This is a genomic window from Micromonospora alfalfae (assembly GCF_022230925.1).
Lineage (GTDB): Bacteria > Actinomycetota > Actinomycetes > Mycobacteriales > Micromonosporaceae > Micromonospora > Micromonospora alfalfae.
Genome location: NZ_JAKKFH010000025.1, coordinates 159378 through 183478 on the forward strand (window position 1 = coordinate 159378; position 24101 = coordinate 183478).

39 protein-coding genes and 1 pseudogene are annotated in these 24101 nt (G+C 68.3%); 16 read left to right on the forward strand and 24 right to left on the reverse strand.

Annotated features, from left to right (window positions below; all coding sequences use genetic code 11):
- Position 1: 1 nt before the first annotated feature.
- A complete protein-coding gene (locus MED01_RS20870) occupies positions 2-748 on the forward strand; it encodes an RNA-binding protein (RefSeq protein ID WP_238670239.1) in 747 nt (248 codons plus the stop codon).
- On the opposite strand, the gene MED01_RS20875 is transcribed toward MED01_RS20870, so the two are convergent.
- On the reverse strand, positions 745-1335 hold the full coding sequence (locus MED01_RS20875; protein WP_238670240.1) for a zinc metalloprotease: 591 nt from the start codon (positions 1333-1335) through the stop codon (positions 745-747). The two genes, MED01_RS20870 and MED01_RS20875, sit on opposite strands and share 4 nt — an antisense overlap.
- Positions 1336-1397: 62 nt before the next feature.
- Here MED01_RS20875 and MED01_RS20880 point away from each other — a divergent pair, with 62 nt between their 5' ends.
- The 5 genes from MED01_RS20880 to MED01_RS20900 all read left to right on the forward strand — a co-directional run bounded on the left by MED01_RS20880 (position 1398) and on the right by MED01_RS20900 (position 4056).
- Positions 1398-1922 carry a hypothetical protein gene (locus tag MED01_RS20880; RefSeq protein ID WP_238670241.1) on the forward strand — a complete coding sequence of 175 codons (525 nt, stop codon included), beginning with the start codon at positions 1398-1400 and terminating at the stop codon, positions 1920-1922.
- A gap of 80 nt (positions 1923-2002) precedes the next feature.
- Entirely contained in the window at positions 2003-2266 is a 264-nt protein-coding gene (locus MED01_RS20885; protein ID WP_238670242.1) for a hypothetical protein, read from the forward strand.
- Positions 2250-3149, forward strand: a complete 900-nt coding sequence (locus MED01_RS20890; protein WP_238670243.1) for a hypothetical protein — start codon at positions 2250-2252, stop codon at positions 3147-3149. Before MED01_RS20885 ends, MED01_RS20890 begins: the two co-directional genes overlap by 17 nt.
- A 27-nt stretch (positions 3150-3176) precedes the next feature.
- Positions 3177-3452 (forward strand): hypothetical protein, encoded by a 276-nt coding sequence (locus MED01_RS20895; RefSeq protein WP_238670244.1) that lies wholly within the window; start codon positions 3177-3179, stop codon positions 3450-3452.
- A 112-nt stretch (positions 3453-3564) separates the two neighbouring features.
- Entirely contained in the window at positions 3565-4056 is a 492-nt protein-coding gene (locus MED01_RS20900) for a hypothetical protein (protein WP_238670245.1), read from the forward strand.
- On the opposite strand, the gene MED01_RS20905 is transcribed toward MED01_RS20900, so the two are convergent.
- A complete protein-coding gene (locus MED01_RS20905; RefSeq protein WP_238670246.1) occupies positions 4053-4385 on the reverse strand; it encodes a hypothetical protein in 333 nt (110 codons plus the stop codon). The genes MED01_RS20900 and MED01_RS20905 overlap by 4 nt on opposite strands.
- Before the next feature lie 96 nt (positions 4386-4481).
- Between MED01_RS20905 and MED01_RS20910 the strand changes: the two genes are divergently transcribed.
- Positions 4482-4865: a hypothetical protein gene (locus MED01_RS20910; RefSeq protein ID WP_238670247.1), complete on the forward strand. Its 384-nt coding sequence runs from the start codon at positions 4482-4484 to the stop codon at positions 4863-4865.
- A 349-nt stretch (positions 4866-5214) separates the two neighbouring features.
- Here MED01_RS20910 and MED01_RS20915 read toward each other — a convergent pair whose 3' ends face one another.
- The gene (locus MED01_RS20915) at positions 5215-5367 is read right to left on the reverse strand and encodes a hypothetical protein (RefSeq protein WP_238670248.1); all 153 of its coding nucleotides are present in this window, start codon (positions 5365-5367) and stop codon (positions 5215-5217) included.
- A gap of 126 nt (positions 5368-5493) precedes the next feature.
- On the opposite strand from MED01_RS20915, the gene MED01_RS20920 reads away from it, so the two are divergent.
- Positions 5494-5712 (forward strand): hypothetical protein, encoded by a 219-nt coding sequence (locus tag MED01_RS20920; RefSeq protein WP_238670249.1) that lies wholly within the window; start codon positions 5494-5496, stop codon positions 5710-5712.
- A gap of 72 nt (positions 5713-5784) precedes the next feature.
- Here the strand turns inward: MED01_RS20920 and MED01_RS20925 are convergent, their stop codons facing one another.
- The 3 genes from MED01_RS20925 to MED01_RS20935 form a co-directional block, all read right to left on the reverse strand.
- On the reverse strand, positions 5785-5979 hold the full coding sequence (locus MED01_RS20925) for a DUF397 domain-containing protein (protein ID WP_238670250.1): 195 nt from the start codon (positions 5977-5979) through the stop codon (positions 5785-5787).
- 219 nt (positions 5980-6198) lie between these two features.
- Positions 6199-6441, reverse strand: coding sequence for a hypothetical protein (locus tag MED01_RS20930; RefSeq protein ID WP_238670251.1), 243 nt, complete (start codon positions 6439-6441; stop codon positions 6199-6201).
- Positions 6438-6686, reverse strand: a complete 249-nt coding sequence (locus MED01_RS20935) for a hypothetical protein (RefSeq protein ID WP_238670252.1) — start codon at positions 6684-6686, stop codon at positions 6438-6440. Before MED01_RS20935 ends, MED01_RS20930 begins: the two co-directional genes overlap by 4 nt.
- Before the next feature lie 141 nt (positions 6687-6827).
- On the opposite strand from MED01_RS20935, the gene MED01_RS20940 reads away from it, so the two are divergent.
- Genes MED01_RS20940 through MED01_RS20950 form a run of 3 tightly spaced genes read left to right on the forward strand, consistent with a single transcriptional unit; the run spans position 6828 to position 8888 of the window.
- On the forward strand, positions 6828-8045 hold the full coding sequence (locus tag MED01_RS20940; RefSeq protein ID WP_238670253.1) for a helix-turn-helix domain-containing protein: 1218 nt from the start codon (positions 6828-6830) through the stop codon (positions 8043-8045).
- A 57-nt stretch (positions 8046-8102) separates the two neighbouring features.
- A complete protein-coding gene (locus MED01_RS20945; RefSeq protein WP_238670254.1) occupies positions 8103-8333 on the forward strand; it encodes a DUF8847 domain-containing protein in 231 nt (76 codons plus the stop codon).
- A 21-nt stretch (positions 8334-8354) separates the two neighbouring features.
- Positions 8355-8888 (forward strand): GNAT family N-acetyltransferase, encoded by a 534-nt coding sequence (locus tag MED01_RS20950; protein WP_238670255.1) that lies wholly within the window; start codon positions 8355-8357, stop codon positions 8886-8888.
- A 132-nt stretch (positions 8889-9020) separates the two neighbouring features.
- On the opposite strand, the gene MED01_RS20955 is transcribed toward MED01_RS20950, so the two are convergent.
- From MED01_RS20955 to MED01_RS20980, 6 genes are all read right to left on the reverse strand, one after another.
- Positions 9021-9266 carry a hypothetical protein gene (locus tag MED01_RS20955; protein ID WP_238670256.1) on the reverse strand — a complete coding sequence of 82 codons (246 nt, stop codon included), beginning with the start codon at positions 9264-9266 and terminating at the stop codon, positions 9021-9023.
- Positions 9263-9925: a hypothetical protein gene (locus tag MED01_RS20960; RefSeq protein ID WP_238670257.1), complete on the reverse strand. Its 663-nt coding sequence runs from the start codon at positions 9923-9925 to the stop codon at positions 9263-9265. Before MED01_RS20960 ends, MED01_RS20955 begins: the two co-directional genes overlap by 4 nt.
- A 74-nt stretch (positions 9926-9999) precedes the next feature.
- Positions 10000-12234, reverse strand: coding sequence for a hypothetical protein (locus MED01_RS20965; protein WP_238670258.1), 2235 nt, complete (start codon positions 12232-12234; stop codon positions 10000-10002).
- Positions 12234-13775 (reverse strand): hypothetical protein, encoded by a 1542-nt coding sequence (locus MED01_RS20970; RefSeq protein WP_238670417.1) that lies wholly within the window; start codon positions 13773-13775, stop codon positions 12234-12236. The genes MED01_RS20965 and MED01_RS20970 overlap by 1 nt, the downstream gene beginning before the upstream one ends.
- 172 nt (positions 13776-13947) lie before the next feature.
- Positions 13948-14208 (reverse strand): hypothetical protein, encoded by a 261-nt coding sequence (locus tag MED01_RS20975; RefSeq protein ID WP_238670259.1) that lies wholly within the window; start codon positions 14206-14208, stop codon positions 13948-13950.
- A 98-nt stretch (positions 14209-14306) separates the two neighbouring features.
- Positions 14307-15572: a coiled-coil domain-containing protein gene (locus MED01_RS20980; protein WP_238670260.1), complete on the reverse strand. Its 1266-nt coding sequence runs from the start codon at positions 15570-15572 to the stop codon at positions 14307-14309.
- 212 nt (positions 15573-15784) lie between these two features.
- Between MED01_RS20980 and MED01_RS20985 the strand changes: the two genes are divergently transcribed.
- The 4 genes and pseudogenes from MED01_RS20985 (at position 15785) to MED01_RS21000 (ending at position 19071) form a co-directional block, all read left to right on the forward strand.
- Positions 15785-16099 carry a hypothetical protein gene (locus tag MED01_RS20985; RefSeq protein ID WP_238670261.1) on the forward strand — a complete coding sequence of 105 codons (315 nt, stop codon included), beginning with the start codon at positions 15785-15787 and terminating at the stop codon, positions 16097-16099.
- Positions 16100-16279: 180 nt separating this feature from the next.
- Positions 16280-16462, forward strand: a pseudogene (locus MED01_RS20990) (helix-turn-helix domain-containing protein); the annotation flags it as partial.
- A gap of 102 nt (positions 16463-16564) precedes the next feature.
- Positions 16565-17683, forward strand: coding sequence for an XRE family transcriptional regulator (locus MED01_RS20995; RefSeq protein ID WP_238670411.1), 1119 nt, complete (start codon positions 16565-16567; stop codon positions 17681-17683).
- A 461-nt stretch (positions 17684-18144) separates the two neighbouring features.
- Positions 18145-19071, forward strand: coding sequence for a hypothetical protein (locus MED01_RS21000; protein ID WP_238670262.1), 927 nt, complete (start codon positions 18145-18147; stop codon positions 19069-19071).
- A gap of 70 nt (positions 19072-19141) precedes the next feature.
- Here the strand turns inward: MED01_RS21000 and MED01_RS21005 are convergent, their stop codons facing one another.
- From MED01_RS21005 to MED01_RS21055, 11 genes are all read right to left on the reverse strand, one after another.
- Positions 19142-19711 (reverse strand): hypothetical protein, encoded by a 570-nt coding sequence (locus MED01_RS21005; protein WP_238670418.1) that lies wholly within the window; start codon positions 19709-19711, stop codon positions 19142-19144.
- Positions 19708-19971 carry a hypothetical protein gene (locus MED01_RS21010; RefSeq protein ID WP_238670263.1) on the reverse strand — a complete coding sequence of 88 codons (264 nt, stop codon included), beginning with the start codon at positions 19969-19971 and terminating at the stop codon, positions 19708-19710. The genes MED01_RS21005 and MED01_RS21010 overlap by 4 nt, the downstream gene beginning before the upstream one ends.
- 5 nt (positions 19972-19976) lie before the next feature.
- Complete coding sequence (locus tag MED01_RS21015) at positions 19977-20255, reverse strand: hypothetical protein (RefSeq protein ID WP_238670264.1); 279 nt, start codon at positions 20253-20255, stop codon at positions 19977-19979.
- Complete coding sequence (locus tag MED01_RS21020; protein ID WP_238670265.1) at positions 20252-20626, reverse strand: hypothetical protein; 375 nt, start codon at positions 20624-20626, stop codon at positions 20252-20254. The genes MED01_RS21015 and MED01_RS21020 overlap by 4 nt, the downstream gene beginning before the upstream one ends.
- Positions 20627-20629: 3 nt before the next feature.
- Entirely contained in the window at positions 20630-20851 is a 222-nt protein-coding gene (locus MED01_RS21025) for a hypothetical protein (RefSeq protein WP_238670266.1), read from the reverse strand.
- A 67-nt stretch (positions 20852-20918) separates the two neighbouring features.
- Positions 20919-21431, reverse strand: coding sequence for a hypothetical protein (locus MED01_RS21030; protein ID WP_238670267.1), 513 nt, complete (start codon positions 21429-21431; stop codon positions 20919-20921).
- Complete coding sequence (locus tag MED01_RS21035) at positions 21428-21742, reverse strand: hypothetical protein (protein WP_238670268.1); 315 nt, start codon at positions 21740-21742, stop codon at positions 21428-21430. The genes MED01_RS21030 and MED01_RS21035 overlap by 4 nt, the downstream gene beginning before the upstream one ends.
- Before the next feature lie 91 nt (positions 21743-21833).
- Positions 21834-22028 (reverse strand): hypothetical protein, encoded by a 195-nt coding sequence (locus MED01_RS21040; RefSeq protein ID WP_238670269.1) that lies wholly within the window; start codon positions 22026-22028, stop codon positions 21834-21836.
- Positions 22029-22105: 77 nt separating this feature from the next.
- Positions 22106-22288 carry a hypothetical protein gene (locus tag MED01_RS21045; RefSeq protein ID WP_238670270.1) on the reverse strand — a complete coding sequence of 61 codons (183 nt, stop codon included), beginning with the start codon at positions 22286-22288 and terminating at the stop codon, positions 22106-22108.
- 23 nt (positions 22289-22311) lie between these two features.
- On the reverse strand, positions 22312-22530 hold the full coding sequence (locus tag MED01_RS21050) for a hypothetical protein (RefSeq protein WP_238670271.1): 219 nt from the start codon (positions 22528-22530) through the stop codon (positions 22312-22314).
- A 13-nt stretch (positions 22531-22543) separates the two neighbouring features.
- Positions 22544-23062: a hypothetical protein gene (locus MED01_RS21055; RefSeq protein ID WP_238670272.1), complete on the reverse strand. Its 519-nt coding sequence runs from the start codon at positions 23060-23062 to the stop codon at positions 22544-22546.
- A 364-nt stretch (positions 23063-23426) separates the two neighbouring features.
- On the opposite strand from MED01_RS21055, the gene MED01_RS21060 reads away from it, so the two are divergent.
- Positions 23427-23660, forward strand: a complete 234-nt coding sequence (locus MED01_RS21060) for a hypothetical protein (RefSeq protein WP_238670273.1) — start codon at positions 23427-23429, stop codon at positions 23658-23660.
- 62 nt (positions 23661-23722) lie between these two features.
- Here the strand turns inward: MED01_RS21060 and MED01_RS21065 are convergent, their stop codons facing one another.
- Positions 23723-23929: a hypothetical protein gene (locus tag MED01_RS21065; protein ID WP_238670274.1), complete on the reverse strand. Its 207-nt coding sequence runs from the start codon at positions 23927-23929 to the stop codon at positions 23723-23725.
- Positions 23930-24101 lie beyond the last annotated feature (172 nt).

Sequence of the window (24101 nt, forward strand, 5' to 3'; positions counted from 1 at the left end):
AGTGGCGAACTACGGCACCGACGACCTCACCCCCACCCTCGCCGCGCAACCCGCAACAGGGGTCGGCTACCGGCAAGGCATCGTCCAGGCGTGGAACCCCGAAACCGCCGAGAACACCATCGAGGTCGGCGGGGTGCTCGTCGAAAACCTGTCCATCCTCAACACCAACGAAGCCGTCCAACTGCAACCCGGCGACGTCGTCGGCATCCTGTCCACCGGCGGACCCACCGCCTCATGGGCGATCCTGGGACGGCTCACCATCCCCGGCACCGACGCCGCCGCGTCCGCCCTGCGCATGGTGTCATCCCGCATCATCGCCGCACGCGACGACGCCATGGGAACCCGCGACACGGAAACGTACGGTGACCTGACCGGGGCAAGCCCCGGGCCGTCAGTGTCGGCGCGGATCTCCTCGTCGGGGCTGGCGTTGGTGTTCTGGTCGGCGGACGCCGGGAAAATCGCGTGGCGGCGTGTCGCCACCGGGGGCACATCGGTGGCCGTGTCCGGTGCCACCACCATCGCCGCGAACCCCGCGTACTCCCTCGGCCAGTACCTGGAATACCCGGTCATCGGTGACGTGGGGGCGGCCTTCGTTGCCGGTGGACTCCAGTCCGCGATGATGCACCTGTTCACCGGCCTCAACCCTGGGGTGAACACGTTCACCCTCAAATATCGGCACGCGGGCGCGTTCACCGGCGAGGGGCCCGTCGAGTTCACCCAGCGGGAGATCGCCGTGTTCGCCCTCTAGCCTGCCGGGTTTGGCCACACGTTGAACCCGCAACCGCGCAGGTCGTAGTTGGTTTCCCGCATGACCGGCGCCGGCCCCGCACCCGGGCATTCCTGGTGTGGGCGCCCCAGCAGGTGCCCTAGTTCGTGCAGCACAACCCAGGCGCGTTGGTCGTCCAGGGTGCCGCCGGTGGCAGCGAACCGGGGGCCGAGCACCGTCCACGCTTCGTCGCTGATCGCCGCTGTTCGCTGCCCGGGGTTGGCGTACCCGATTAGGCCGGGCATCCGCTGGGTGCCTTCGTTGCCTGCTTGCACCAGTCGCACCGTGAACTGGTCAAGGTCGGTGCGCCACCCGCGCGGGTCCTGAACAACCCGATCGACGAAAGCGGACACCTCCGCCTGGTCGACGTTCACCCCGTCGGCGACCCCAACGGTGGGCGGCGCGTACCGGACGGGCGGCGATGCCGACGTGGCTGACGCGGCCTGGTTGGCAGACTCGGCGGGCTGCTCGCCCGCGAGCACGCCCACCCACGCGGTCACGGCGACGGCGACCAGCGCAGCGGACACCGCACCGAGCACCCCCACCCCCACGATCCGCTTCACCGTCACCCCCTGAGCTTGTTCTCGGACCGACGGTAGCGGCCCCATGCGAGCAGGAGCAGGAGGCACACGTGCCGGGAACAACCCCAACCTTCGGCCTGCCCTATCAGACGACCGGTGACGCCCCGAACGGCCCAGTGTTGGGTCAGCAGTTGGCGGAGGCTGTTGAGGCGCTGCTGTTGTCGAAGCAGCCCATTCAGGCGACCGCCACCCTGTCCAGCCAGTACACGTTGACGACCACCACCAGCGACCTGACCAGCTGCACGATCATCAAGAACGTTCCTCGGGCGAGCGCGGTGGCGTTGTTGACGTGGACGGCGGACTGTGTGCTGACCGGCGCCGGTAACACGTCGCTGTTGGCGGTGGTCAACGTGATGATCGACGGTGCTGATCAGGCGTTCCCGCAGTCGGTGTGGGGGCCGGGCAACCTCGCGGTGCAGGCGAACACGCGGGGCACCACGTCCGGGTCGATGACTGTCGTGTTGTCGGGGTCGGGCAATCACACGTTCAAGCTGCGGGCGGCGGCGTCCTCGGCGACCGGTCAGATCAAGCTCAACGCCCAACACACCAGCCTGTCAGTGGTGATTTTCCCCTGACCGGCGCACCGAGCAATCAGCCCGACTCCACCCACGCCTGAGGGGGTTCCATGCTGCAAGGACCGTGCCAAGGCGGACCATTGGACGGCACGGAAGCGGTCAGCCGCTTCCCTCAGGGCTTCCTGCTGGTCGACAAACCAGCAGGCGCGTGCTGGATCTACGACTGGCGCGATGGCCAGTTCGTTGCCCGCTCGGCCGACCCCATGCCGATGCAAGACGGGCCGGCGGATCAGCCCGGCGACTCCCGCTACCGGGCCGCAGCGGAACCCCACTACGACGTCCTCGCCGCCCCGTGGGTTGGCGCGAACACCGGGGAGGGGGCGGACGGTGGCGACCCTCGTTAGCGACCCGATCCGGTTCATCGCCGACCAGTGGGAGAACCACTGCGGGTACCCGTCGGCGGTGCTGTCGGGGATCGTGCCGGACGGTCGGCACCTGGACAACGGCGGCTATCACTGCTCGGTGGAGGACCTGAAGCGGTTCGGCAACCAGCGTGATTACTCCAACATCCGCCCAGACGACAAGGACCGCAACGTCCGCTACGGCGCAGCGATCGACATGTCGTTGAGCCCATCGGACATGAAGAGAAGCCACGACCGGATGCGGAAGGTGTGGGTCGACACCACCGACCCCCGCCGCAAGTACCTGAACGCCTTCAACACTTGGGACGGCAGCGGCGATGCTGTCCGATTGGACTTCTATGCCGGCACCGCGGGTTACGCGTCCCCCGACCACAAGTGGCATGACCACCAAGAGGTGCGGCGGCGCTACGTACTCGACATGACCGCCGCCGAGGCCATCGTGTCGGCCTTGAAGGGTGAGACGAAGCAGCAATACCTGAACAGCGCCGACCCGATCAAAACCCCGACCGTGGAGGACGACATGACGCCTGAGGAACACAACTGGCTGGCCACTGTCCACAAGAACCTCACGATGCTGGACGGCCGCAACCCGATCGGGCAGATCTACACCCGCATGTCGACGGGCGAGGACGCCACGGACGCGAAGTACGTGGCGGAGACGCCGACGCTCAAGTCCCTCGGCAAGCAGCTCACCGCGTTGCAGACCGCGCTGACCGCGCTCGCCGGCCGGGACTTCACCGACGAACCGGCCATCGTGCAGGGCGTCCTGGCGTCACTGACCCCGGAGAAGATCGCCGCCGCGATCCCACCCACCATGGCCAAGCAGGTCGCCGACGAACTCGCCCGACGCCTGGTCGCCGAGTAGCCCATCAACCACCGTACGGGGGCCAGCGTGACCACCGCCCGCAGTCGGCCCGAACAGGTCCGCGACCTGATCATGATCCTGGTGTTGGCCATTTGGGTGATCTACGCGGGCGCGGCCGTGACACAACTGTTCCTCTCTGGCGCGAAAGTCCTCGAATCGCTGCCGCCGTTCTGGTTCTGGGGCATCCCCCTCGCACCATATTCAGCCCTGTACACGCCATGGATGCGCACGTCAGCGGGTACAGGACCACCCGTGGAACCATCACCGCCTGTGCCGCCGCAACCGTCGGAGTCCGCACCGTGAGCCCCGTCCTGTACGTGCTCCTTGCTGTTGGCAGCGGAGTCATCTACTGGGGTGCTGGTCGCCTGGCCCGCCGCGCCTACCTTCACACCATCAGACAGCAAGGAGATCCCCGATGACGGTGCCTGAGGCTGTCACCCCCAGGCGGGTGTGGACGTGGCTGGGCACGCCCGGGTCGGTTCGTGTGATCACCGCAGGGATGGTCGTGTACGCGCTCCTCATCGGCGCCTTGGTGTTCGGGTACGCCCGGGTGTCGGGGTGTCTCGCCCAGTACGCGGACGCGTCAGCCCGGTCGACGGCGGCGCGTGCCACGGCGGCTGGTGAAGACCGCGCGGTTGATGAGGCGGACCGGCGGGTCAACGACCGGGACCGGGCGGCGTCGGCGCGGGCGGATGACGCGTTGGACCGGGTGTTGTTGGCGATGGCCCGCCGTGATGAGGCGGCCACGCAGGCGGCGTTCCGTGACTTGTTGAAGGTGCGGGCGGAGGTTGCGCAGGTTCGGGCGGAGTCCGCGGCGGCACGGTTGGCGAACAACGAGACTCGCGCCCGCAACGATGACGCTCGGAAGCAGAACCCGGTGCCGCCTCCCCCGTCGCAGTCCTGCTAGCCGGCTCCGCTGCCTTCGTCGCGCATCCACGTGTTGCCTCGCCGTACCCACCCTTCGGCTTGCCCGTTGGCGTCGAGCACGGCGGGCACCTCATGCCAGTCGCCGTCCCGCATGTGTTTGGCGGCTTCCTGCTCGGCGCGTTCCCGGCTGCGGTAGGCGTACGAGCCGACACGGATGTCGGTGTGTTCGACCAGCCACCGGCCGTCGCCCATCAAGCCGAGGGTGACGTGCCGACTGTCGGAGCCTGAGGTGTGCCCTTGCTGCCAGCGGCGCAACCGTCGCAGGCCGGTCAGTAGCCACGGCTGCACCTGCTCCCCGTCGTCTGTCATCGGGGTTCAACCTAACGCCGATCTTCCTGAATCCCCCGGCCTGACGTTCAGGCTCGGGCGTTCCTTCCTGAATCCCAACGAACCCCGGGAGGGGTCATGGACTCTGTCATCCTGCCCGAGCTGCCCACCTACCTGTTCGCCCCCACGCTCGCGGGCGTGCTGTCGCTGGCGCTCACGTTCCTGCTGCCCATCGTCGCCGCCCTGTTCATGCGCACCACCTGGTCGGCGTTCCGCAAGGGCCTCGTCCTGCTGGTCGTGTCGGCGGTGAAGTCGTTCCTCGAAGCGTGGTTCGTTGCTGTGGACGCCAACGTGGGGTTCAACTTCGGTGAGACGGCGTACGCGGTGCTCGTCAACTTCGGCCTGGCGGTGGTGTTCTACTTCGGCATCCTGCGGGACACCGGCGTGCAGCGGTCGGCGATCAACGGCGGCGTGGTCCGTTCCAAGGTTATCGACGGCACCGCTAAGGAGCGGCTGGTCTGACTTCCAGCCCCTGATCTGGCGTCGTTCCTACTCCCCAGCGGCGACGCCATCTGAGGCCACCCCATCCTTGCTCCGCCGCCACGCGGACAGGGTGGGGTGGCCTCTTCCTGCCGTTCAGGGGGTGGTGGCTGGTGGGCGCAGTTCGGCGTCGGCACGCAGCCGGTACCAGCATGGCCAGTGGGCGGCGCAGTCGCGGCATCGACGGGGCTCAGCGTCGCAGCGTCCGTGTCGTGCCGCGAGCGCCCGCCAATGCTCACGATCCACGATGGGGTTATACCCGTGACCTGCGGAAACGATGCGCCCCCACCTGGCCTCTCGGCTGGGTGGGGGCGTTGCCTGCTGCGCGGGGTCAGTTGACGGTGACGGTGGCGCTCGCGCCGGCCGGGGTGTTGGTCCGCGCCCAGTTCCGCAGGTGCGTGATGTGTTCGGTGGTGGCGTTGCGGACGGTGCGCCGCTTGATGCCCTTGGCCGACTCGATCTCGATGCGCACCGTGTAGGTCATGTCCGTCTCCCCTGTCTCGTTGTCCCTTGCGCCACTAGCCTACTGCTAACGCTAGTATCAGCACAAGCACTAGCACTCATCCGAACGGTGGATTTATCGCACTAGTGCTACCGCTAGCATCAACCCATGAGCGACCTCGACTACCTCGGCCAACGCCACAAACAACTCCTGCGCGACCTCGCCGAGATCAAAGCCCCACTCCACGCCGCGATGATCGCCGAACGCGCCACCGGCACCACCCAAAACGACATCCGTGAACGCTCCGGATACAAGACCATCCAGCAGGTCCGCGTCATCCTCGGCGAAGCCCAGCCCTCCAAGCGGAGCGGCAAGGCAGCCGAGTAGCCCAACGCGCACAGAACCGGCCCGGACTCAACGGGGGAGAGTCCGGGCCGATCCTGTCGGGTGGAGTAAAGCTCAGCGGGCGAACGCGCCCTCAGCAGCAGCCGCCGCGAACGCCTGGAACGCGGTCGGGGCGAACGTCAACACCGGGCCACCCCGGTCCTTCGTGTCCCGCACATCCACCACCTGGCCGTCGCGCACCTCCACACAGTTGTCACAGTTCGGCCCGGACTTGCTGCTCTTGAACCACACTCCGTGGGGCTGACGCATCACTGCTCTCCTTCGAACCGTCGGCCGTCGGGTGCGGCCGATCGTCGGCGAGGGGTGGAACGGGGGTGTAGTACACGTCGTGGGCGATCAGGTCAGCCAGCGCACCAGCCCGCACCCAACACCGGGAACGGGTGCCGCAGATCGGGCACCTGCCATACCGCTGCTCATGCTCGACCAGGATCCGCCACCAGCCGGCCACCTGCTCCGGGGTCGGGGTGGTCACCGGGCACGCTTCGCTTCGCGCTCAACGGCGGCCACCAGCACCTGCGCTTCGAAACACCAGGCAGCCGCGCAGTCCTGCGCTGGCCCGCACGTGTGCCCGCGCATCCACACCATGCCGCCGATCGGCTGGTTGTAGACGGCCACCGCCCACACCGCCTCATCACGTCGGGTGGGGTTCGGGCGGATCTCATCGGCCCGCAGGTGCAGCAGCGTTCCCGCCGGCACGTCCATGTCGGTCACGGCCGCCGCCTCGGGTATCGGCTGCCCCGGTTGGCGCGGATGCGGTTACCGGACACCCCGCACGCGAACAGGTGGTCGGCGTCCAGGCGGGTGTTCACACCGCTGCCCTTCGGCGCCGGGCTACTGCCGCGCACCGCCCGACCGTTGTGCAACCGCCACACGTCCACGTCGCCCCCAAGGTGGGTGGGGTGGCGGCCGGTCAGGCTGGGGGTCCAACCGGCCGCCACACCGAAGGTCGGCAACACCAGCCCCCGCCGTCCCGGCTGCGAGCCAGTGCGCCATTCGGTCAGCACATGTACTGACAAGTTCAGGATTGCCGATACGCTGGGGAAACGGCAGGAGTGGCGTGTGTGCACACACTCCTGCACACACGCTGGGGGGCGAAAATGGGCACATTCGGGCAGACACTCAGACGGCACCGCGAAACAGCGGGGCTGTCCCTGCGGCAGCTCGACGCGCTCATCAACTTCCAGTTCAGCCACATCTCACAGGTGGAACGCGGCATCCGGCCCCCCACCGAGGCGATGGCGGCTGCGTGTGACCGTGAGTTGAACGCTGGCGGTGCGCTCCTTGAGGCGTACCGGAACGAGCGGGCAGGCGACACCGACATGCACCGACGCACCATGCTGCGCGCCATGGGCGCGCTCGCCGCCGCCCCCACAGTGGGCCCCCTCATCGGGTTCGAGGCGTTACGCCACGGGCTGGGCGCCGCCGTGGGCAGCGACGTCGACGAGTGGGAGCACATCGTCGCCGACTACGGCCACGGGTACTACCGGCAACCCCACGGTGAACTGATGGCCCAACTCAACGCCGACCTGACCGTGTTGCAGCACCAACTCGCCGCCGACACCGGCACCCACCGGCCACGGTTGTTGCGGGCCGCCGGCCGCCTGTCCGTGATCGTGGCGCTGGGGTTGGTGGCGTCCGGGCAAACCCTGCTCGGCCGCAGGTGGTGGGCCACAGCGCAGCGGGTCGCCGACGAATCCAGAGACCCCGACACCATCGTGTTGGTGCGGGCGTGGGATGTGGTCAACGGTTGCTACGACGGGCGACCCCCCGCGCACGTTGTGGCCCTGTCCGATGAGGTGCTGCCGCTGCTCGGCGGGCAGGCCACGTCGGCGGCGTGCGGGCTACTCGCCGGCAGGGCACAAGCCATGTCCCTGGCAGGCCGGCACACGGAGGCGGTGGCCACGGTGCGGCAACTCGCCGACCTCGCCGAACAACTTCCCGCCGCGATCGTCGGCGACGTGGAATCGCTGTGGGGGTGGCCGGAGCACCGGCTGCGCCACACCGAATCGTGGGTGTACACGCACGCCGGCCGGCTGGGTGACGCCGAACAGGCGCAGGGCCGGGCGTTGGAGTTGTACCCCCGGTCGCAAGCCCGCCTACGAGCGCAAGTGCAGCTGCACCAGGCGGCGCGGCTGATCCGCGGCGGGCACATTCCCGACGGGCTGCGCCTGGCCGCTGACCTGCTCGACGAACTGCCCGTCGACCAACACAACCACCTGCTGCGGTCGGTGGCCCGGCAAGTCGTCGACGCAGTGCCCGTGTCCGAGCGGCGCCGACCGGCGTTCGGGGAACTCACCGACCGGGTCACCGCCTAAACCGCGGCCTTCACGAAACGCGCCCACCCCGGGCGGTAGGCGGCTGATGATCGCAGCATGTGGGAGCGCACCGAAGTGCCTGCGGTCGGCGGACCAGTCGACGGGCGTGACCTGCTGGTGCCCCTCGACGACGACGGCATCCCACCCCAGGTGATCGACCAGTCGTGGTTGTGGGTGGAGTACGGGGGCGAACTCCTCGACGCCGACATGGACGGCGTGTACGAGCTGGAACCAGTCGCGGGTACCGGACCGCCGTGGGTGTACGAGTGGGCGCCCCACCCCGGGTGAGTCGCGATCTACCATCGGCGGATGGCCGTCACCTACACCGCCCACACCAGGTCGACCGCCGCACCCCTGTTCCGCGCCCTGGTTGACCTGTACACGGTGGTGTACGCCGAACCGCCGTACGGGGAAGGCCCGGAGCAGGTGGCACGGTTCGCCGACGGACTGCCCGACGAGGCCCACCGGCCCGGGTTCACGCTGATCTCCGCCAGCAAGGACGGCGATCTGATCGGCGCCGCCTACGGGTGGACGATGCCCGCCGGCAGGTGGTGGGGCCGCGCCGAAACCGAACCACCCGACTACCTGCGCGACGTCGACAAGTTCGCCGTCATGGAATGGTTGGTGCACCCAACCCGCCGCGGTGAGGGCATCGGGGCGGAGCTGATGCGCAGGCTGCTCGATGACCGGCCCGAACCGTGGGCAACGTTGGCGTCAAACCCGCTGGCCCCAGCTCGACGCATGTACGCCCGCGCCGGATGGAAGGAGGTGGGCCGGTCGGCGCTGCCGTGGGGGCCACCCATGGACCTGCTCGCGCTGGACTTACCTGCGGCGCCGGTCTAACGCCGCTGACAACCGCGCCGCGTCCGCCAGGTCAAGGCGACCCCACAACACCCGCTTTAACGGGCCGAGGTGCCGGGTGACAACCCACACCACCCCCGGCGTCAACGGATGCGGTGGCTGCATCTCCGCAGGTTAACCGCCCACACCCTCCACCACGGTCAACCATTCGTCCGCGTCTGCCCACGCCTCGGTACTGTCAGACCACGCCCGCACACGCCACCCACCGAGCACACCAACCTGCGGCCACGCCTGGACCATCATCCGCGCGAGAATGAGACTGGCGGCTTTCTCGGCGGTGTCCGCCCATGGGTCCGTCAACGTGTTCTCGGCGCGGGGTACACCGTCGCCGTCGAACGACTTCCACCGCCAGGTGCTCACCGGCGGGACCTGCGGCGACGACGCTTTGGCCTCACCCACTGGTTTCCCACCGAAGCCACACCCATCACGATCGCAGCCCCGATTGCGGCGTTGCGGGGCCCATCCCACCCGTGCCACACATCCCAGCCCGCCCACCAGAACCCGGCGAACATGACCAGCCACACTGCGGCGAGCATGGCTGCGCGGATGCGGCGGCGCGTCCACCGGATGCGGGGCCGGCGCCGCACCACACGGGCCACGTTCTGCGGCGGACCGTATGTGCGCTGCCGGGGCACAAACGAGCCATTGGCCGGTTTCACCCAGCCCGGCTCACGGGCCTGCCGCTGCTCGACGGCCCGCCATACCTCAACCCGGTTCGGGTTGTCCAGGTTGAACTCGTAGTTGTAGACCGGCCGTTGCGGCTTGCCCCCTCGCACCAGCACCGCCCCGTTGCGGATCCACCACTCCTCCCGGGCGGACAGCTCGGCGTCCGTCCAGAAGCCCTCTTCGATCACCCACGACCCGCCCACAATCAGGTCCGAGAACGGTTGGTCGTCGCGGTGCTGCTCCTGCCGCTGATACACCGTCTGCACCGACTTGCCGATGTACCCGACGATCGGGGCGGCGCCGGGAACGACGTACCCGTCCTCGTCCACCGGCAGGGTGGGGATCCCATACACGACGCTGCGGCGGCGAACATGAGGCGCGGGCCGAGACGACCGCCTCGACCCGCGCACCTGCGACGACACCACGCTCAGTCCTGATCCTGCTCGTACGGGTTCACCATCTGCGGACCCGGCGTGTACGGGGCCCGGTTACGTTCCTGGCGGAGGATCCCGGCGGCGGCGTCTTCTTTCATCCACCCGTTCACCGTCTGCTGCGTCGTCTCGTAACCCTCGTTGTTGAGGGTTTCCCGCACGGACGTCGGTCCGACCCCAGTGTCAGCGGCGTCCCACACCAACTGTCGCATCCGACGTCGAGGGTGCGGCTTCCGCTGACCCGACGCGTCGGTTGCCGGGGTTCCGGGGGACAGCCACGACTCGACCACCGAGAAGTCGGCGTCTGCGGGAAGCGCGGGAAGCGGCGGCAGTTCCGACTCTGCGGGGCCCGGGTCGGGCAGCGGCTCAACGTCACGCATCCGCTGCAACCCGGCTTGCAGGTCGGCCATCGCCTCACCGAGTGGCTTCACCGGCTCGGTCGGCTCGTTCCGCTGGGCAACAACCGTCGCACTTCCTCGCGCCACCTCAGCCTGCCCGGCCTTCGCACCACCCACCGACACCTTCCCCGCACCACCCTTCTTGGCTGGGAAGATCAGCGGCAGCGTGCGATCCCACCGGCCGCTGTACACGTCCGTCACCTCACTCTTTACCTTGTAGCCCTCAGGGCTTCGCCCCTCCACGGTCAAAACCTCGCAACGTTGCACGGACGCTTCGTCCAGCTCGGGCCGCAACGGGCCGACCGCAATGGACTCGGCGTCAATGCGCTGAGGCTCGATCCGCCACCCCTTGAACTTCTCTGGCCGCGACGCATCCGTTGACCACATGCCCGAGCCCTTCACCTTCAACGTGGACGTGTCGATACGACCCGACTTCCACGTGGTGTCGAACAGGTACTGCAACTGCGCCTCGTCCTGCACACGCATCCCCACCCGCTCACGCGACTGATTGATCATCGCTCGGGGGATGTACGTGGCGTTGGCCTCCAACGCACACGACACCACCCGCACCCCGGCGCCACGCCCGGTGTCGGAGATCTGCCGCAGGTTCTCCTTGACGTCGTCGGGCAAGCTGCCGAACTCGTCCACGAAGATCACTACTTCGGGAAGTTCCGGCGCCACCATGATCTTGTCCCAGCCGTTCTCGAACATCAGCTGTTCGTAGTCGGCCGTCCGGTAGTTGACCAACGCCAACGCTGCCATAGTCAACAACCGCGCCTCGTGAGCATTCGGCGCCACCCAATCCAGCGCGGGCGCCACGGCGCGTCCCTCAGCCCAAGCGCGCACCCACGGCCGCGGGTACCGGGCCTGGCCGGTCAGATCGATCGCCCATGCCAGCGCGTCCGTGCACCGCACCACCTGGCGGGTGGCCACGTTGAGCTGATTGGACTTGCCCGAGTCGGTCTGCCCGATCAGAACCATGCAGTTGTAGCGGATGTCGTTGGTAGCTTCCGTCCGATCGGAGCGGATACCCATCGAGATCGGGTTCTCAATGCTGTCCGGCTCGCACCCCTCCGGCAGGTGGTGATCCTCCGACAACGCGTCCACGGTGCCCACCCGGATGTGCACCACCCGACGGCTGACATGGGGGTCAATGACCTCCACCGCGCAGCCCAAGGGGACGTCCATAGCGTGGGCGAGGTTCTTCTCGTGCGGCTTGATGTCTTCCATGGTGGTGCCGTCGGCCGGCAACTGGACGTCGAGCGTGAACCCGGTGTTCGGGTTCCAGAACTCGACACCGACTACGGTGATCTCTCGGCGTGTCTGCTTGCGTAGTTCCCGCTGCCACTCGACGGCGATCCGGTCGTGCTCGCTGGCCATCGCACGGGCGTCCTCCTCGGCGGCGAGCTGCGCCCGAACGGCGTCAACCTGCGCCTGCCGTGCATCCTCCGCGCGCTGCTCAGCCCGCTGGAAAGCCTGACCCGCGTACGCCGCACCCAGCGTGCCAACCGCCAACGCCGCCAGGCTGGTCGTCGACCACGGACCGGAGAACCGTTCGACCGTGGCGGTGGCCAACGCCCACGTCGACCACACCCCGGCCCCCATCCAGCACAGCGCCCGGTACGCCAACGCCGCCCCTGGGGCGTCCTGCCGGGCCGCAGCGATTACGGCACCGGCGGAGGCGAACGCGCCGGCCGTCGCACCCCACACCGGGGCCACCGACGACAGGTCGGCAACCATGGTCGCGGCGAGGGTGGAGCCGGCGGCGTTGAGCGCACCGGAGACGGGCCCGTGGCCGGGCCCGAAGCTCCAGTCGACACGGCGGGCTGCCATCAGACCTGCCCCCGATTCCGGGCGACGTCCCACATCTCCTCACCGACGCGGGGGTTCCGCAGCCGGTCCAGCTCGTGCTTGTGGATGTTCTCGATCGACGGGCCGATCTCCTCAGCGGCCCGCAGCACCGACACTTGCGCCTTGTGCACCAGCCCGTACATCTCCTTGATGGAATCGTGGAAGGCGTATTCCTGCGCCCGGTCGAAGCGGATCTTCATCGCCTTCACGAAGTTCTCCATCGCCAGGGGCAGCATGTGCGCCTCGGCGACGACCTGGAGCTTCCCTTCGGGCTGGTTGCGGAGGGCGGCGGCGAGGAAGTCTTCGGAGATGGCGAGCAGCGGGTGTGTCATGGTGATCGATCCCTTGTTGAGGTTGGTGGTTGAGGTGACAGGCAGGTCTTCGGCGGTGACGTGACGTCCGCAGCACTGGCCGATGAACCCACGCGAACGGGTGCGGTACGCCCACTCGTTAGCGGGGAGTTGCCCGCCGCAGATCGCGCACGTCACGTCGCGCGGGAGAACGACGGTCCCCAGGTAGGGGCCCAGTTCGGGGCGAACCGGCATCGGGGCGGGCTTGCGGGTGTTGCTGGTCTGGTCGGTGGCGTCGGCGGGACGCCGGACGGTGGTACCGACGCCCGGCTTTCCCTGCTTCGCGGCGGCGATCCGGTCGTTCTTGGCCTTGCGCGCCGCTTCGGCCTTCTTGCGGCGCTGCCACTCGGCGCGCTGCGTCTTGTCCCAGGCGATAGCACCCGCGAGCAGGCCAGCGGCAGCCCGGCGTACCGCGCCGCGCCGCTTCGGGTTGTCACCGGTAACGCCACGGCGGGCGTTCGCGAACGCCTGACGGGCGGTCAGCGGCTTCCCGTTGCCGTTCGGGGTGGTGGCGGCGCGAACCGCGTCGGACATGCGCGGGCCTGGCTGCCGGCGGGAGGCGAGCTTCCGGCGGGCGGCGGCAACCCGATCTGCTGTCAGGGGTGCCCGGCTCGCAGCGCCCGGCTTCGAGCCGGCCCGGCGGTGTCCGCCTGAACCGGCAGCAGGGGACCGCCCGCCACCGCCGCCCGCACCGGAACCGCGACCGGCGCCGCCACCGGGGCCGCCGGACCGCTTACGCAGCAGCCCACCAAGCCCTGAGGAGTTCGCGCCACCAGTCGGACGCCCACCAGCACCCCGAGGGGTCGGTGAGGGCTTCGACCCGGGGGCGCGGCCACCAGGTGAGCCCGCACCGGACCGGCTCAGGCCGCCGCCGCCGCGTCCGGTCGGCCCGGAAGACGAGCGGACCGTCCGAACGGTGCTGGTGCGCTGCGCTGCGGCCTGCCGCTTCTTCCGGGCACCAGCGGCGGTCGCGGCGAGCGCGCCGCCGCCCGCCAGCGCGGCGAGAACAGCACCTCCTCCTGCGGCTACGACGGTCGCACCAGCGATGGTGGCGATGTTGACGGCCCCGACGGCGGCCGGGCGCAGCGACACCGTGGGACGTGCGGCGGCGCGCTGCCGCGTTGTGCTGGTGGCCGCCGTTGCGGGCGGTGTGGCTGTGGTGGTGTCGGACATTCCCGGCCTCCCCTCTCGGTTACTTTCTGTTGATGTCGTGTGGTGGCGTTATCGCCGTCATCGGCTGCAACCCCTCACGTTCTTGCCGGAGCGACCGCTCAACCCCCCCTCCCACCTGCGGCGACAAGGGCGATGTCGGCGTCAAGCGATGACGGGGCGATAAGCCGCCTGGTTACTTTCTGTGTTCGCGGTGGCGTTCGACGAAGGCCACGCCCAGCAGCCCGAGCGCTGCGCCGCCGACCAATACCGCTTGCTCCATCCGGTCGGCGGCGACCGACACAACGGCCAAGGGGGCACCGATCACGGACACGAACAGCAGGCCGGTGGACAGGCGCAGCGGTGCAGGCTGGGCGGGTTCGGCGACGGCGGTGCGCTGCTGCGGCACGGCCAGGGCGGTGCTGGTGCGCACGGCGGGCAGGTTGCTAGTGGTCATCGGGTTCCTCCTTCGTTTCGGGCTGGTCGAGTAGCTTCGGTCCGTCGTGCCAGGCGGCACGGGCGAGTCGGATGAGTTGGTCTGCGTCGCGGCGGATCTCATCGGGCATTCGCGAAGGGTCGATCAACTGTTTCGGCCTCCAAGTCGTCGCCGTCGGCGGTGAGCACCGAGCGCGGAACGTTGTTCAGCACCTTCCGCACCGTGCGGTCGGAGGTGCGGGCGATCTGCGCGAGACGCGGATTCTTGGCACCCGGCTCGGTCTTCCAAGCGGCGATCACGCGGGCCACGAGTTCCGGGTTGACGCCCTCAACGGCCGGCACGTCTTCCACCTCTACGGCCGGAACGGGCGCCGGATTGGCGGTGACACCCTTCCGGGTGTTCCGCCTCGGGGCCGGAACAGCGGCGGGGGTGTTCTTCCGGGCAGCGTCGTCCACCTTCCGGGCCAACCGGTCGTGAGCGGCGCGCACCCGTTCCAGCTCGTCCACCACTGCCTGCCGGGACTCCTGAACCGCCGACGTGTGCTGCTCGGCAGTCAACTTCTCGGCAATGGCCCGCTCCGCCGCGGCGCGCGCCTCATCGAGCTGACCTGCGGTTCTGGCCGCAAGCTCGGACGCTTCGGCTGCTTGGGTTCGGGCGTCACGAGCGGATGCGCGAACCTCGTCGAGGGTGGAACGCAGCCGGTCGGTGGTGGTGTTGTGGGCGCTGGTGAGGCGGTCGAGTTCCGCCCGGAACCCGGCGTCGGCTTCCGCCTGCTCTTCCGCGACAGCAAGCCGGAACGCCTCGTGGTCGTTCCGGGCCCGCAGGGCGTCCGCTTCCGCCTTTCCGCGTGCCGCCTCTTCCGCGTTGGCGCGCTCCTCGGCAGACTTGCGGGCCGCCTCTTCCGCCCGCACCTTCGCCGCAAGGTCGGTGTTCTTCCGGGTCGCCTCGGCGAGGTCGGCGCGCGTCTTCCGGAGGTCTTCCGTCTTCCGGGTCGCCTCGGCGGCGGCCTCGATCTCGTCTCGGGTCTTTCCGGTGAGGGCCTTCACGCGGACGACGACGATGGGGGCGATGCAGGCGACCGCCATGACCAAACCCCACGGGGTCTCTTCGCCGTCGGTGATGAACACGGGAACGAGGTGAACGGCGACTTGGCAGAACAGCATCAGGCACAGGCTGATGCCGACGTCGAGCCATCGGCGCTTGTGGAACGCGGTGACAACGTAGACGTCGATCATCACCGGGAACATCCAGGCGACGTACCAGACGAAGTGCGCCATGACGGCTAGGTCGAACTCGCCCTTCGCGGTGAGGGCGACGGCGGTGGCGAGGGCGATGCGTTGCCCCCAGACGGCGGCGCTGTCGGTGTGCTGCTCGTTCTCTGCCACGTTGGTCACCTCCCCAGGCGCTTCCGGTCGTTCAAGGTCACGGGATAGACACTAGCACTGGTCGGGACGATAGGGCCACTAGGGCTATACGGGTTACACGATGCACAAGGTATGGTCAGGGTGTGCAAGGTTCCGTGCCCCCGGCACCAGATGAGCAACTTGCCTCGGATTCGCCGTTACGATCACGGCCAACGAGGGCGAGGGGGCGACGCGTGGGCGGGCCAGAGCGGGTCGATGAGCAGGAACGAGCCGACATCGAACGGCGCTTGACCGCCGGCGAGTGGTTGAAGATCGGCGAGCTGATGGTGTTGTTCGCCAATCCGAACGGGAAGCCCGCTGGTCGGTCGAGCGTGGACCGGTGGTTGCGCAACGGGGCAACGTTCGGCAGCACCCGCATCAAGATCCGCTACACGATCGACCCGTCGGGCGACCGGTACAGCCACCCTGAGGACATCGCCCAGGTGTTGGCGGAGTCCCGCAAGGTGCGCACCGTGGATCACCCCGACGGTGTTCCCAACCAGTCGTAGCCGCATCGGTTACCCCCTCATGAGTGCCTGCCGTGCTGTTGAAGCCAGCGTGATCCGGGCCACCCGGCGCCGGAACGGCGTTCGCACGGCATCCGGTGGGCGGCTTGTGGGCGTCGCCCAGCAGACGCCCATACGCTGGCCTGTGAACGCCAACGCATCGACCAGTCGGGGGCGGCAACCATGACAGGCATCGAGGCACCGAACCGGCTCGCCGAACTACGGCTAGCGGCGGCTCTCACCCAGCAGGAGGTTGCTGACCGGGTGGGGCCGGCTGTGTCTGCCGGTCAGGTGTCTCGGTGGGAGCGGGGCGAGCAGGCCCCGTCGTTCCGGTATCGGCATCGGCTGGCGGATGTGTTCGGGGTGCCTGTGGCGCAGCTCGGCATCCCCGCCCCGTCGGCGCCGGTTCCCCGTCAACGGTCGAGCGCAGAGGACGAGTGGTCTGTGGGCGATGAGCAGGATCCGCGGGTGTCGCAGTCGCAGGATGAGTGGCGGCGGGTTCGCCGCCTGTTGAACGGCAACCGGCACCACCTGGCGCAAACCGCCTCAGGGTTGTACCCGCACGCCGCAGTGGGGTCAACGGGCCTGGTTGCCGGCCCGGGTTGGATCCCCGACACGCCGGTCGACTTGGCGGAGGTGACGATCGCCGAAATGCCGGCCGCTCCCCCACCGCTGTTCGACGGCTCGGAGCGTGAGGCGGCCCGGGTGCTGCCGGACGAGTCGCTGATGCGGACGTACCCGAGGTACACGCGGGCGATCCGTGACCTGATGCCGCCGCGCCTGTTTGAGGACCGGCACGCGTGGCGGCTGCTCGACGTCGACTGGTCACGCGGCCAGCTCGGGTTCGGGGACACCACGTACTTCGGGTGCGCGGACGTGTTTGAGGCTGTGGCGCACGAGCTGGCTTATGTGGCGTTGGACGCGGACGGCAACCCGGCGTCGGATCCGGTGTTGCGGGATTTGCCGTACCGGCGGCTGCTCGGGTCACCGTTCGACCTCAGCCGGCGGCCTGTGATGCCGGCCATCTCAACCCTGACGATCCGCCGTGACGGGGACCGGGCCGAGTTCTTGTTGCATCGCCGTGACCCTCGGGCGGTGGCCGCAGCCGGCGGCATGTTGCAGGTGATCCCCAGCGGCATTTTCCAACCGTCGTCGTTGCTACCGGCCGCCCGGCAAGCGGACTTCGACTTGTGGCGCAACATCCAACGGGAGTTCTCCGAAGAGTTGTTGGGGATGGCGGAAGCGGACGGGCACGGGCAACCGGTGGATTACGCGTCGGGGCCGTTCGGGGTGCTCGATGAGGCGCGGGCCGCCGAGAAGCTGACCGTGTCGTGCCTGGGGGTCGCGTTGGACGCCCTCACGCTGGTCGGGGAAATCCTGACCGTGCTGGTGGTCGACGCCGAGGTGTTCGACGGGCTGGCTGCTGACTTCGTCGAACGCAACGACGAAGGCATGGTCATGGGTGAGCGGTTCCCATTCACGCAGGACGGGGTGCGGTCGCTACTCGACTCGGGAAAGGTCGCGCCCGCCGGGGCCGGGTGCCTGGAGTTGGCGTGGCGGTGGCGGGACGTGCTGCTGCCAAGTTAGGAGCAACTAGCAGCAAGCTAGGAGCAAAGCGAAGCCCCGGACCGGTGACGGCCGGGGCTTCGTCGTGTCGGCCCCTCCTACCTCGGCGGGAACGCACCTCTCGCCCTGTTCGGCGATTTCTCCCGCTGTCGCTTTCGGCCGTGCGATTTCCCGGTAGTGAAAGCGGAGCCTTTCCAAAGGGTAAGGGGCCAACCCGCGCCTACGGGACAGCCCCTTGCCGGCGACCCAAGCCCGGTGGTGTGCGCCGCGACCAGCATCGAATGTTTACTGCCTGTCCGGCAAGCCGCGGGCCGGAACTGTCAACAACTCCGGGGGCCCGCGGAGGCCCGTCTGGGTCCGCTGCCTGTCGCCGGGTAGCCCATCCCGGGGGCACGATTGAGGCCACCCGCCATCACGGCTGGGTGGCCTCGTCTAGCCGCTGACGACACCGGAACGCTTGCCTCGGCTTGTACCCTCAGGCCGTGCACCCAGCCAGGTGGATCCTGTGGGCGGACATCTACCACACATGGTGGCAACTCTGGCAGACCTGGGCGGACGGCCAACAAGTCAACGGCGAACACCTCGGCCCATGGACTGTCCTTGCGTGGGGGCGAGCCGGGAAGCTGATGCAATTCGCCGCCGGTCTAGTAGTCGTTGTGGACCTCCTCAACCCCGAGAAGTTGCGCCGCAAAGGCCAAGCCGCCACGCAGAACATCCGCGACCACCGGGCGAAACTCCGACAGCAACAAAAGATCAAGTCCCTGCTCGACGTTGAGACCAGGGCGTTCAAAGGTCTCACCGAACAACGGATCTACGGCACCACAGACCCGTTACACACGGCGTACCTCAGGGCGGACCCGCCACTGGCCGGACCGGGCCCACCATTCACCGACACTGCCTACCAGCAGCTTTGGCAAGACTTGAATGCACGGCTGCCTCAGTCACAGTTCGGCGGGGCACGGTTGACAGACGACGGTGTGCGCCCGGCGATCGAACAAGAGGTTCGCAGGTGCATGCAGCGGAGCCTGCCGCCTGAGGACTTCGCGCTGCTGGTCGCAACCAGCGACCGTATAAGACTGGTGAAGACCGTTTTGTGGTTCGTTGGGCTCACCCTGGGGCTCGTGGTCCCCGCCACGATCCTGACGGATGTGCCGTCGCTGCCTGCGATGCTCCTGTTCCTCCTGATCGCCTGCCTGATCATCTCCGCGGCAGTGTTCGCTAACGCGGTTGAGGCGGTCGGAACAACATGGTTGGCGTTGGCCCCGCACATCGCACGCTCGTTGCCCGCAATGGCCGCGGGGACCGTGCTGGCCAGCCTCCTCGACAAGACCCGACCCCTTCACGTCCTGCGGTGGGTGGCGCTGGCCTTGTTCGTTGTGGGTTTCCACTTCGACTTGCTGGCGTCGTGACTGCGCTGCCGGGCTACGCTCGCCTACGTGAAGGTGCTGCTCAGGGGTGGTCCCGCCGACGGTCGTGTCGTCAACGGCGGCGGTGAGACGGTGGTGCGCGGTGCGTGCCTGTACGAGGCGACCGGGCAGCGGGCCAACCACCGGGGCAAGGAGTTGCCGGTGTACGGGCACCGGCCATTCGGTAGCCGAGCTGGGCGAGGGCCGCGTTCACCCGCTCGGCCCACTGCCCCGGCCAGCCCAACGGCCTGCGCGTGGTCGGCACAGGGACGGTGCGACCGGCGACGGTGACCGTGGATTCGGGCGTGAGCCTGCCGTGGTCGTCGTGGGTGACGACGGCGACGTGTTCGGTTCCGTCCCACAGCGCCTTGGCGGCGGCGGCGACGGCGCTGTCAATGAACTTGGGGTGCGCCGACGTCCAGCCCTCCGGCAGTTCGGCTCGGATCTCGGCGACGAGGGCCTGCCGGGTGGACTCGCTCTGGTGGAGGCTCAGCATGTGATCGAGCCCGTACATGCTCCGTTGGCGGACGAGGCTGCGGGAGACGCGTTCGGCGATGTCGCCACGCACCTGGGCGAGTGGGATGAGCGGGCTGAGGGCGTTGTAGGCGGCCCGGTAGGCGGCGGGGTCCACGCGCTCGGTCATGACGCCTCCTTGCCGGTCTTGGGCCGCACTCGCGTCTCGACGGCGAGCTTCGGCTTGTACTTCTTGATCACGGTTTCTTGGGCGACACCGAACACGTCGGCGATGGCCTGCCACGTCACCCCGGCGTTACGGCAGGCGGCCACATGCTCCACGTCCAGGGCGTCGAGCTTGGCGCGTTCCCGGTCGAGCTGGGCGCGTGCGGGGGCGGTGTCGGCGCGGTGCGCGGCCAGGGCTGCCAGCGCCTCATCCTTGGCGGTCACTGTGATCACTTCCCGTCCGACTCGATCTGCGCGAATAGCGGTGCCAACTTCTGGGCCACAAAGCGGCTCAGCCAGTCCCGTTCGTGCTGCTCGCGGTCGCCGTCGTTCCAGTAGTCACCGGGCTGCTCGTCGAGTTCGCCCTTCCGGTCGGTGACGTCCCACCGGGCGAGTTCGGCGTCGCCGAAGTTGAGCACGACGAACATGCGGTGGCCGTCGCGGAAGTCGTGCTCGATGGTCGCGTTGAGGGTGACCGGGTCCGGAATGCTGAGGTGCACGTCGCTCACCTCCCCTCAGTGAACTGGTCGGCGGGTGCCATCCACGGGCCGATGATCTGCGTGCCGTCGACCAGCACCCGCACCTCCCGGAATACGGCGGTCGCGTGGGCGATGTCCGTCTCACCAGCCTCCCGCCCCTTGGCACGGTGGCGGTTGTCGTGGGCGGCGTGCTTGCGGGCGTCTTCCTCGTCCAGTTCGTCGAAGTAGCGGACTTCCCCGTCGCCGTAGGTGATGGCGTTGGCCCACTCGATGCGGGACGGTTCGGCGATGAGGGCGTGGTCGCCGGTGAGGATGCGGTTGGCGGCGTCCCGCACGTCGGGGTTGGGGCTGGTGCGGGCGTGCTGGGCGAGCGCGAGCACGTCGGTGTGAAAGGCGGTCATCGGTCAGTCTCCCTGCTCGCCGCAGGCGCATTCGTGGATGTTGTCGCACTCGCAGGTGCAGTAGCCCAGCTCCTCATCGCACTGGTCGCAGATTTCGTTGCCTCGGGCACGGTCGAGGAACAGGTGCCGGGCGAGACGTTCCCGCGCGCCCGTTCCGGTGATGCGGGCCAGCTCGGCGGCGTAGTCGTCACGCTGCTGCCGCATCCGGCCCAGGTCGGCCTCCACGTCCGATCGGGCACGCCTCAGCCCATGGGGGTCAGCGAGTTCATTTGCCACCTGACGAAAGAATGATTCAGCCACGATCGGCCCCTTTCAGCAGTCCGGCCGCGTCCAGTTCGGCGGCGATCTTCTCGGCGGTGCGCCACTCCTGCTGGCACTGCAACACGTTCACCGCCTGCTCCCGGAAGCCCACGCCAGGCTGCGGTTTCGCCCACCCGCCAGCGAGTAGCCCCGAGTTGGAGAGGGTTCGCGCGTTCATCTCGGCGCGCTGCCGCAGCTTGAACGTGCCGGTCAGGTGCGGCTCGATGATGTCGGCGGCCCGGTCAATGATGCTGCGGTCAGCCATTTCAACCTCCTTCTGGGCGATCCGCGCGAGCGCTTCCCGCTTCGCCTGCGGGCCGACGGGCACGCGGGTGAGCATTCCGCCGTTGCCGAGCAGGTCGTCAATCTCAGCGTCGGTCATGGTGTCGTCCAACCCGTTAGTCCACGCGTTGACGTCACCCTTGGTCCAGGTGGTCCAGAACGTCTGCACCTCAGCGCCGACGGGCAGATCCTTCGCGGACTTCGTCTCCTGCGGCATGGTCACTGCCCTTCCTCGCCGGTGGGCACGCCCATCGCCTCTTGCAGATCACTAACGAACACGAACCGCTTGCCGTCTTCGTTGATCCAGCACTTCACTGTCGCGACCTTCATCGCCTTGACTCGCTCGGCGGACAGCTCCTGCGCGGCTCGGTCGTGCATGTCGCGGTAGCGCTCACCCCACGCGGTCTTCTTGGCAAGTTCGCGCTTGAGTCGGGCGTTCTCGTCGCGTAGCTGCTGGGTCTCGGCGTTGGTGCCGAGGTCGCCTGCGAGAGCGGAAAGCAGTTGCCGGCCGAAGCTGGAAGCCTGCTTGGTCATCTCGGTTCTCCCTGCTGCTGGTCGGGTTCGGTGTTGTGCCCTCGGCTGGTTTCGAACCAGCACCGTCACGGCGGGGCGAGGGCTAAGTAGTTCAGAAGGTGTCGAGCACCTTGTCGGCGGCGATGACACTGGTGACGGTGCGCCCAAACCACTGCACCCGAACGCCGGTAGTGCCGTGGCTGTCGATCGGCTTGTCGGTGAAACTGATCGCCTCGACGACGCGGTTATCGTTGAAGCCAAGCTTCACGCCGTCGCCCCGCCTGAGGTTCGCGGCCATCTTCTTCATGCCTGCTGCCCCCTGCTGCTCGTTGGGTTGTTCGGTGTTGTCACCGGTCCGGACCACGACGTCCGGGCTTGCGGCCTTCAGCGGCCGACCGGCGGGGTGCTCAAGTTGCTGGCGTTCGACTCGGCCTTGATCGCCGCGATGTGCTTGTCGGCGATATCCCCCAACTCGACAATGCCGGCCTCGTACGGGATCTCCTTGCGGTCCATGCGGCCGTAGGTGGCCTTCACGTCGTTCTGCATCTCGATGTCGCGCTGCTTCATGGCTTACCTCCGATGGTGGGGTGTCAGTTGGCGAGGAAGAAGAGGGTGTCGGCGTCCATGAGCATCGGCTGGCCGATGCCGGCGAAGTGCACCTGCGCGTACTCGCCGCCGATGGTGGCGGACTGGAAGGTGAGAACCTGGCCGTCCACCTTCACCTCGTCGCCGGGGTTGAGCTGGTCGAGGGTGCGCTGCCGGTTCAGGCTGTCCCGCAGGGCGGTGAGCGCGTTGTCGCTGTTGTTCATCGCGGTTCTCCTGTCAGCGGTTGCGCTTGTTGCGGTCCCGCAGGACGTCGCCGCAGCCAAAGCAGTTGGTGGTGTTCGAGCCGAACAGGGCGTCGTAAACGGTGGCGTCGGCGTCGGCGGTGTCGGTCACCGTCCGCATTGGGGTGCCGCAGAAGGTGGCGAAGTCCCCAGCGAGCACAAGGTGCGTGACCTTGTCGGGGGCGCACATGTCGCACCAACCGGCCTGCTTGCGGCTGGGTGTCACGCCCGGGGCGTTCAACGGGGCGTTGCAGCCGGGGCAGATCACGTCGGCGGGGTGGTCGGCGGGGAGCGCGGCGAAACCAGCGGGGGTGATGTTGTACATCCGCCGGTATCGGGTGGTGGGGCCGTCGGTGATGTAGTCCAGGTCGGTGAGCTGCTGAACGTGGAGGTCTTTGACGGTGGCCCCGCCGAGGCTGATGGTGACGTCACCGCTGTTGTTGCGGCCGAGGGTGCCGTCTGCGGCGGCCCGGAGTGCGCGGATGGCGGCTTTGGAAAGCTTCGGCGCGGTCACGACCGGCGCCCCCTCTCTGTCAGCGGTTGCGGTAGGGGCGGTTGACGCAGCACGGCACGCAGTGGGTGCCGCCTTGGTGCTTGTGACGCCACCGCCAGAAGTGCCAGCAGGTCCTCATCGCTTACCCCTCGGGTGGTTGGGTGGCCCCGCTCCCCAAGGGAACTTCTGGGAGCCCGCAGTCTTGCCGGCACTTTCGAGGCTGTGACCTCTCAGCCGGCCGATCCCTACGGGAGCGGGGCCACGCTGTGTTGTTGTGCCTCAATCATGGCACACCACTATGCCTAGCACTAGTCACATAACCATGATTCTTTACGCGGACAAGTCGGCATGGCGCTAGGCCAACCACTCGTGAGAAGATGACCCCATGGACTACGACCTCAGCCGCCTACAGCAGCTCGGCCGGAAGCGTAAGAAGCTCCTCGACCAGCTCGAAGAACTCCGGCCCGCGATCACCGCCGAAGTCCTCGCCGCCCACGACGCAGGGGTCAAGCAGGCGACGATCGTTCAGGCATCCCACTACACCCGCGACTGGGTTCGGCAACTCACCATGACTGCCGAACAGCGGGAAGCCGCCAAGCAGCGACGCCAAGCAGGCTGACAGGCTGGGCGCGGCTGGTAGGCGACACGAGTTCCCCTGCCAGCCTGCCCCCAGAGCAAGCCTCAGATGCTGCCGGCGGGCACCTCAGCCCACCCAACGGTGAGCGGTGAACCGTCCCGCCACACCTCGTACGTGCCGTCACCAACAGCGGTGACGAACCACCCCCGCCCATGGCCGACGACAGCGACCGTGACGGCCTCGTTGGCGGCCAGGTCGCGGCGGATCCGGTCGGCCTGGTCGACGTGCACCCGCGACGGCTGCGACGGCATGGTGCGGCGGTGCAAACGGGCAGGGGCGACGGTCAAATTCGGTGGAGGGGTCATCGCTGGGCGTCCTCTCGGGTCGGGCAGTTCTGGGGGCACGTCTCGGTCAGGGTGTCGGCGCCGCACACGCAACGCGCCGGCTTCGGAGTGAGCTGCACAGGCCAGCGGGTGGCGCGGG

Coding starts and splice junctions, on each gene's coding strand:
- MED01_RS21045 (WP_238670270.1), bottom strand. CDS start 22,288: ATGAAGCAGCGCGACATCGAGATGCAGAACGACGTGAAGGCCACCTAC.
- MED01_RS20900 (WP_238670245.1), top strand. CDS start 3,565: ATGACGGTGCCTGAGGCTGTCACCCCCAGGCGGGTGTGGACGTGGCTG.
- MED01_RS20965 (WP_238670258.1), bottom strand. CDS start 12,234: ATGGCAGCCCGCCGTGTCGACTGGAGCTTCGGGCCCGGCCACGGGCCC.
- MED01_RS21065 (WP_238670274.1), bottom strand. CDS start 23,929: ATGCCGTCGCAGCCGTCGCGGGTGCACGTCGACCAGGCCGACCGGATC.
- MED01_RS21050 (WP_238670271.1), bottom strand. CDS start 22,530: ATGAACAACAGCGACAACGCGCTCACCGCCCTGCGGGACAGCCTGAAC.
- MED01_RS21040 (WP_238670269.1), bottom strand. CDS start 22,028: ATGAAGAAGATGGCCGCGAACCTCAGGCGGGGCGACGGCGTGAAGCTT.
- MED01_RS20905 (WP_238670246.1), bottom strand. CDS start 4,385: ATGACAGACGACGGGGAGCAGGTGCAGCCGTGGCTACTGACCGGCCTG.
- MED01_RS21035 (WP_238670268.1), bottom strand. CDS start 21,742: ATGACCAAGCAGGCTTCCAGCTTCGGCCGGCAACTGCTTTCCGCTCTC.
- MED01_RS20915 (WP_238670248.1), bottom strand. CDS start 5,367: ATGACCTACACGGTGCGCATCGAGATCGAGTCGGCCAAGGGCATCAAG.
- MED01_RS21060 (WP_238670273.1), top strand. CDS start 23,427: ATGGACTACGACCTCAGCCGCCTACAGCAGCTCGGCCGGAAGCGTAAG.
- MED01_RS20950 (WP_238670255.1), top strand. CDS start 8,355: ATGGCCGTCACCTACACCGCCCACACCAGGTCGACCGCCGCACCCCTG.
- MED01_RS20910 (WP_238670247.1), top strand. CDS start 4,482: ATGGACTCTGTCATCCTGCCCGAGCTGCCCACCTACCTGTTCGCCCCC.
- MED01_RS20970 (WP_238670417.1), bottom strand. CDS start 13,775: ATGTCCGACACCACCACAGCCACACCGCCCGCAACGGCGGCCACCAGC.
- MED01_RS20925 (WP_238670250.1), bottom strand. CDS start 5,979: ATGCGTCAGCCCCACGGAGTGTGGTTCAAGAGCAGCAAGTCCGGGCCG.
- MED01_RS21005 (WP_238670418.1), bottom strand. CDS start 19,711: ATGACCGAGCGCGTGGACCCCGCCGCCTACCGGGCCGCCTACAACGCC.
- MED01_RS20975 (WP_238670259.1), bottom strand. CDS start 14,208: ATGACCACTAGCAACCTGCCCGCCGTGCGCACCAGCACCGCCCTGGCC.
- MED01_RS20920 (WP_238670249.1), top strand. CDS start 5,494: ATGAGCGACCTCGACTACCTCGGCCAACGCCACAAACAACTCCTGCGC.
- MED01_RS21020 (WP_238670265.1), bottom strand. CDS start 20,626: ATGACCGCCTTTCACACCGACGTGCTCGCGCTCGCCCAGCACGCCCGC.
- MED01_RS20945 (WP_238670254.1), top strand. CDS start 8,103: ATGTGGGAGCGCACCGAAGTGCCTGCGGTCGGCGGACCAGTCGACGGG.
- MED01_RS20940 (WP_238670253.1), top strand. CDS start 6,828: ATGGGCACATTCGGGCAGACACTCAGACGGCACCGCGAAACAGCGGGG.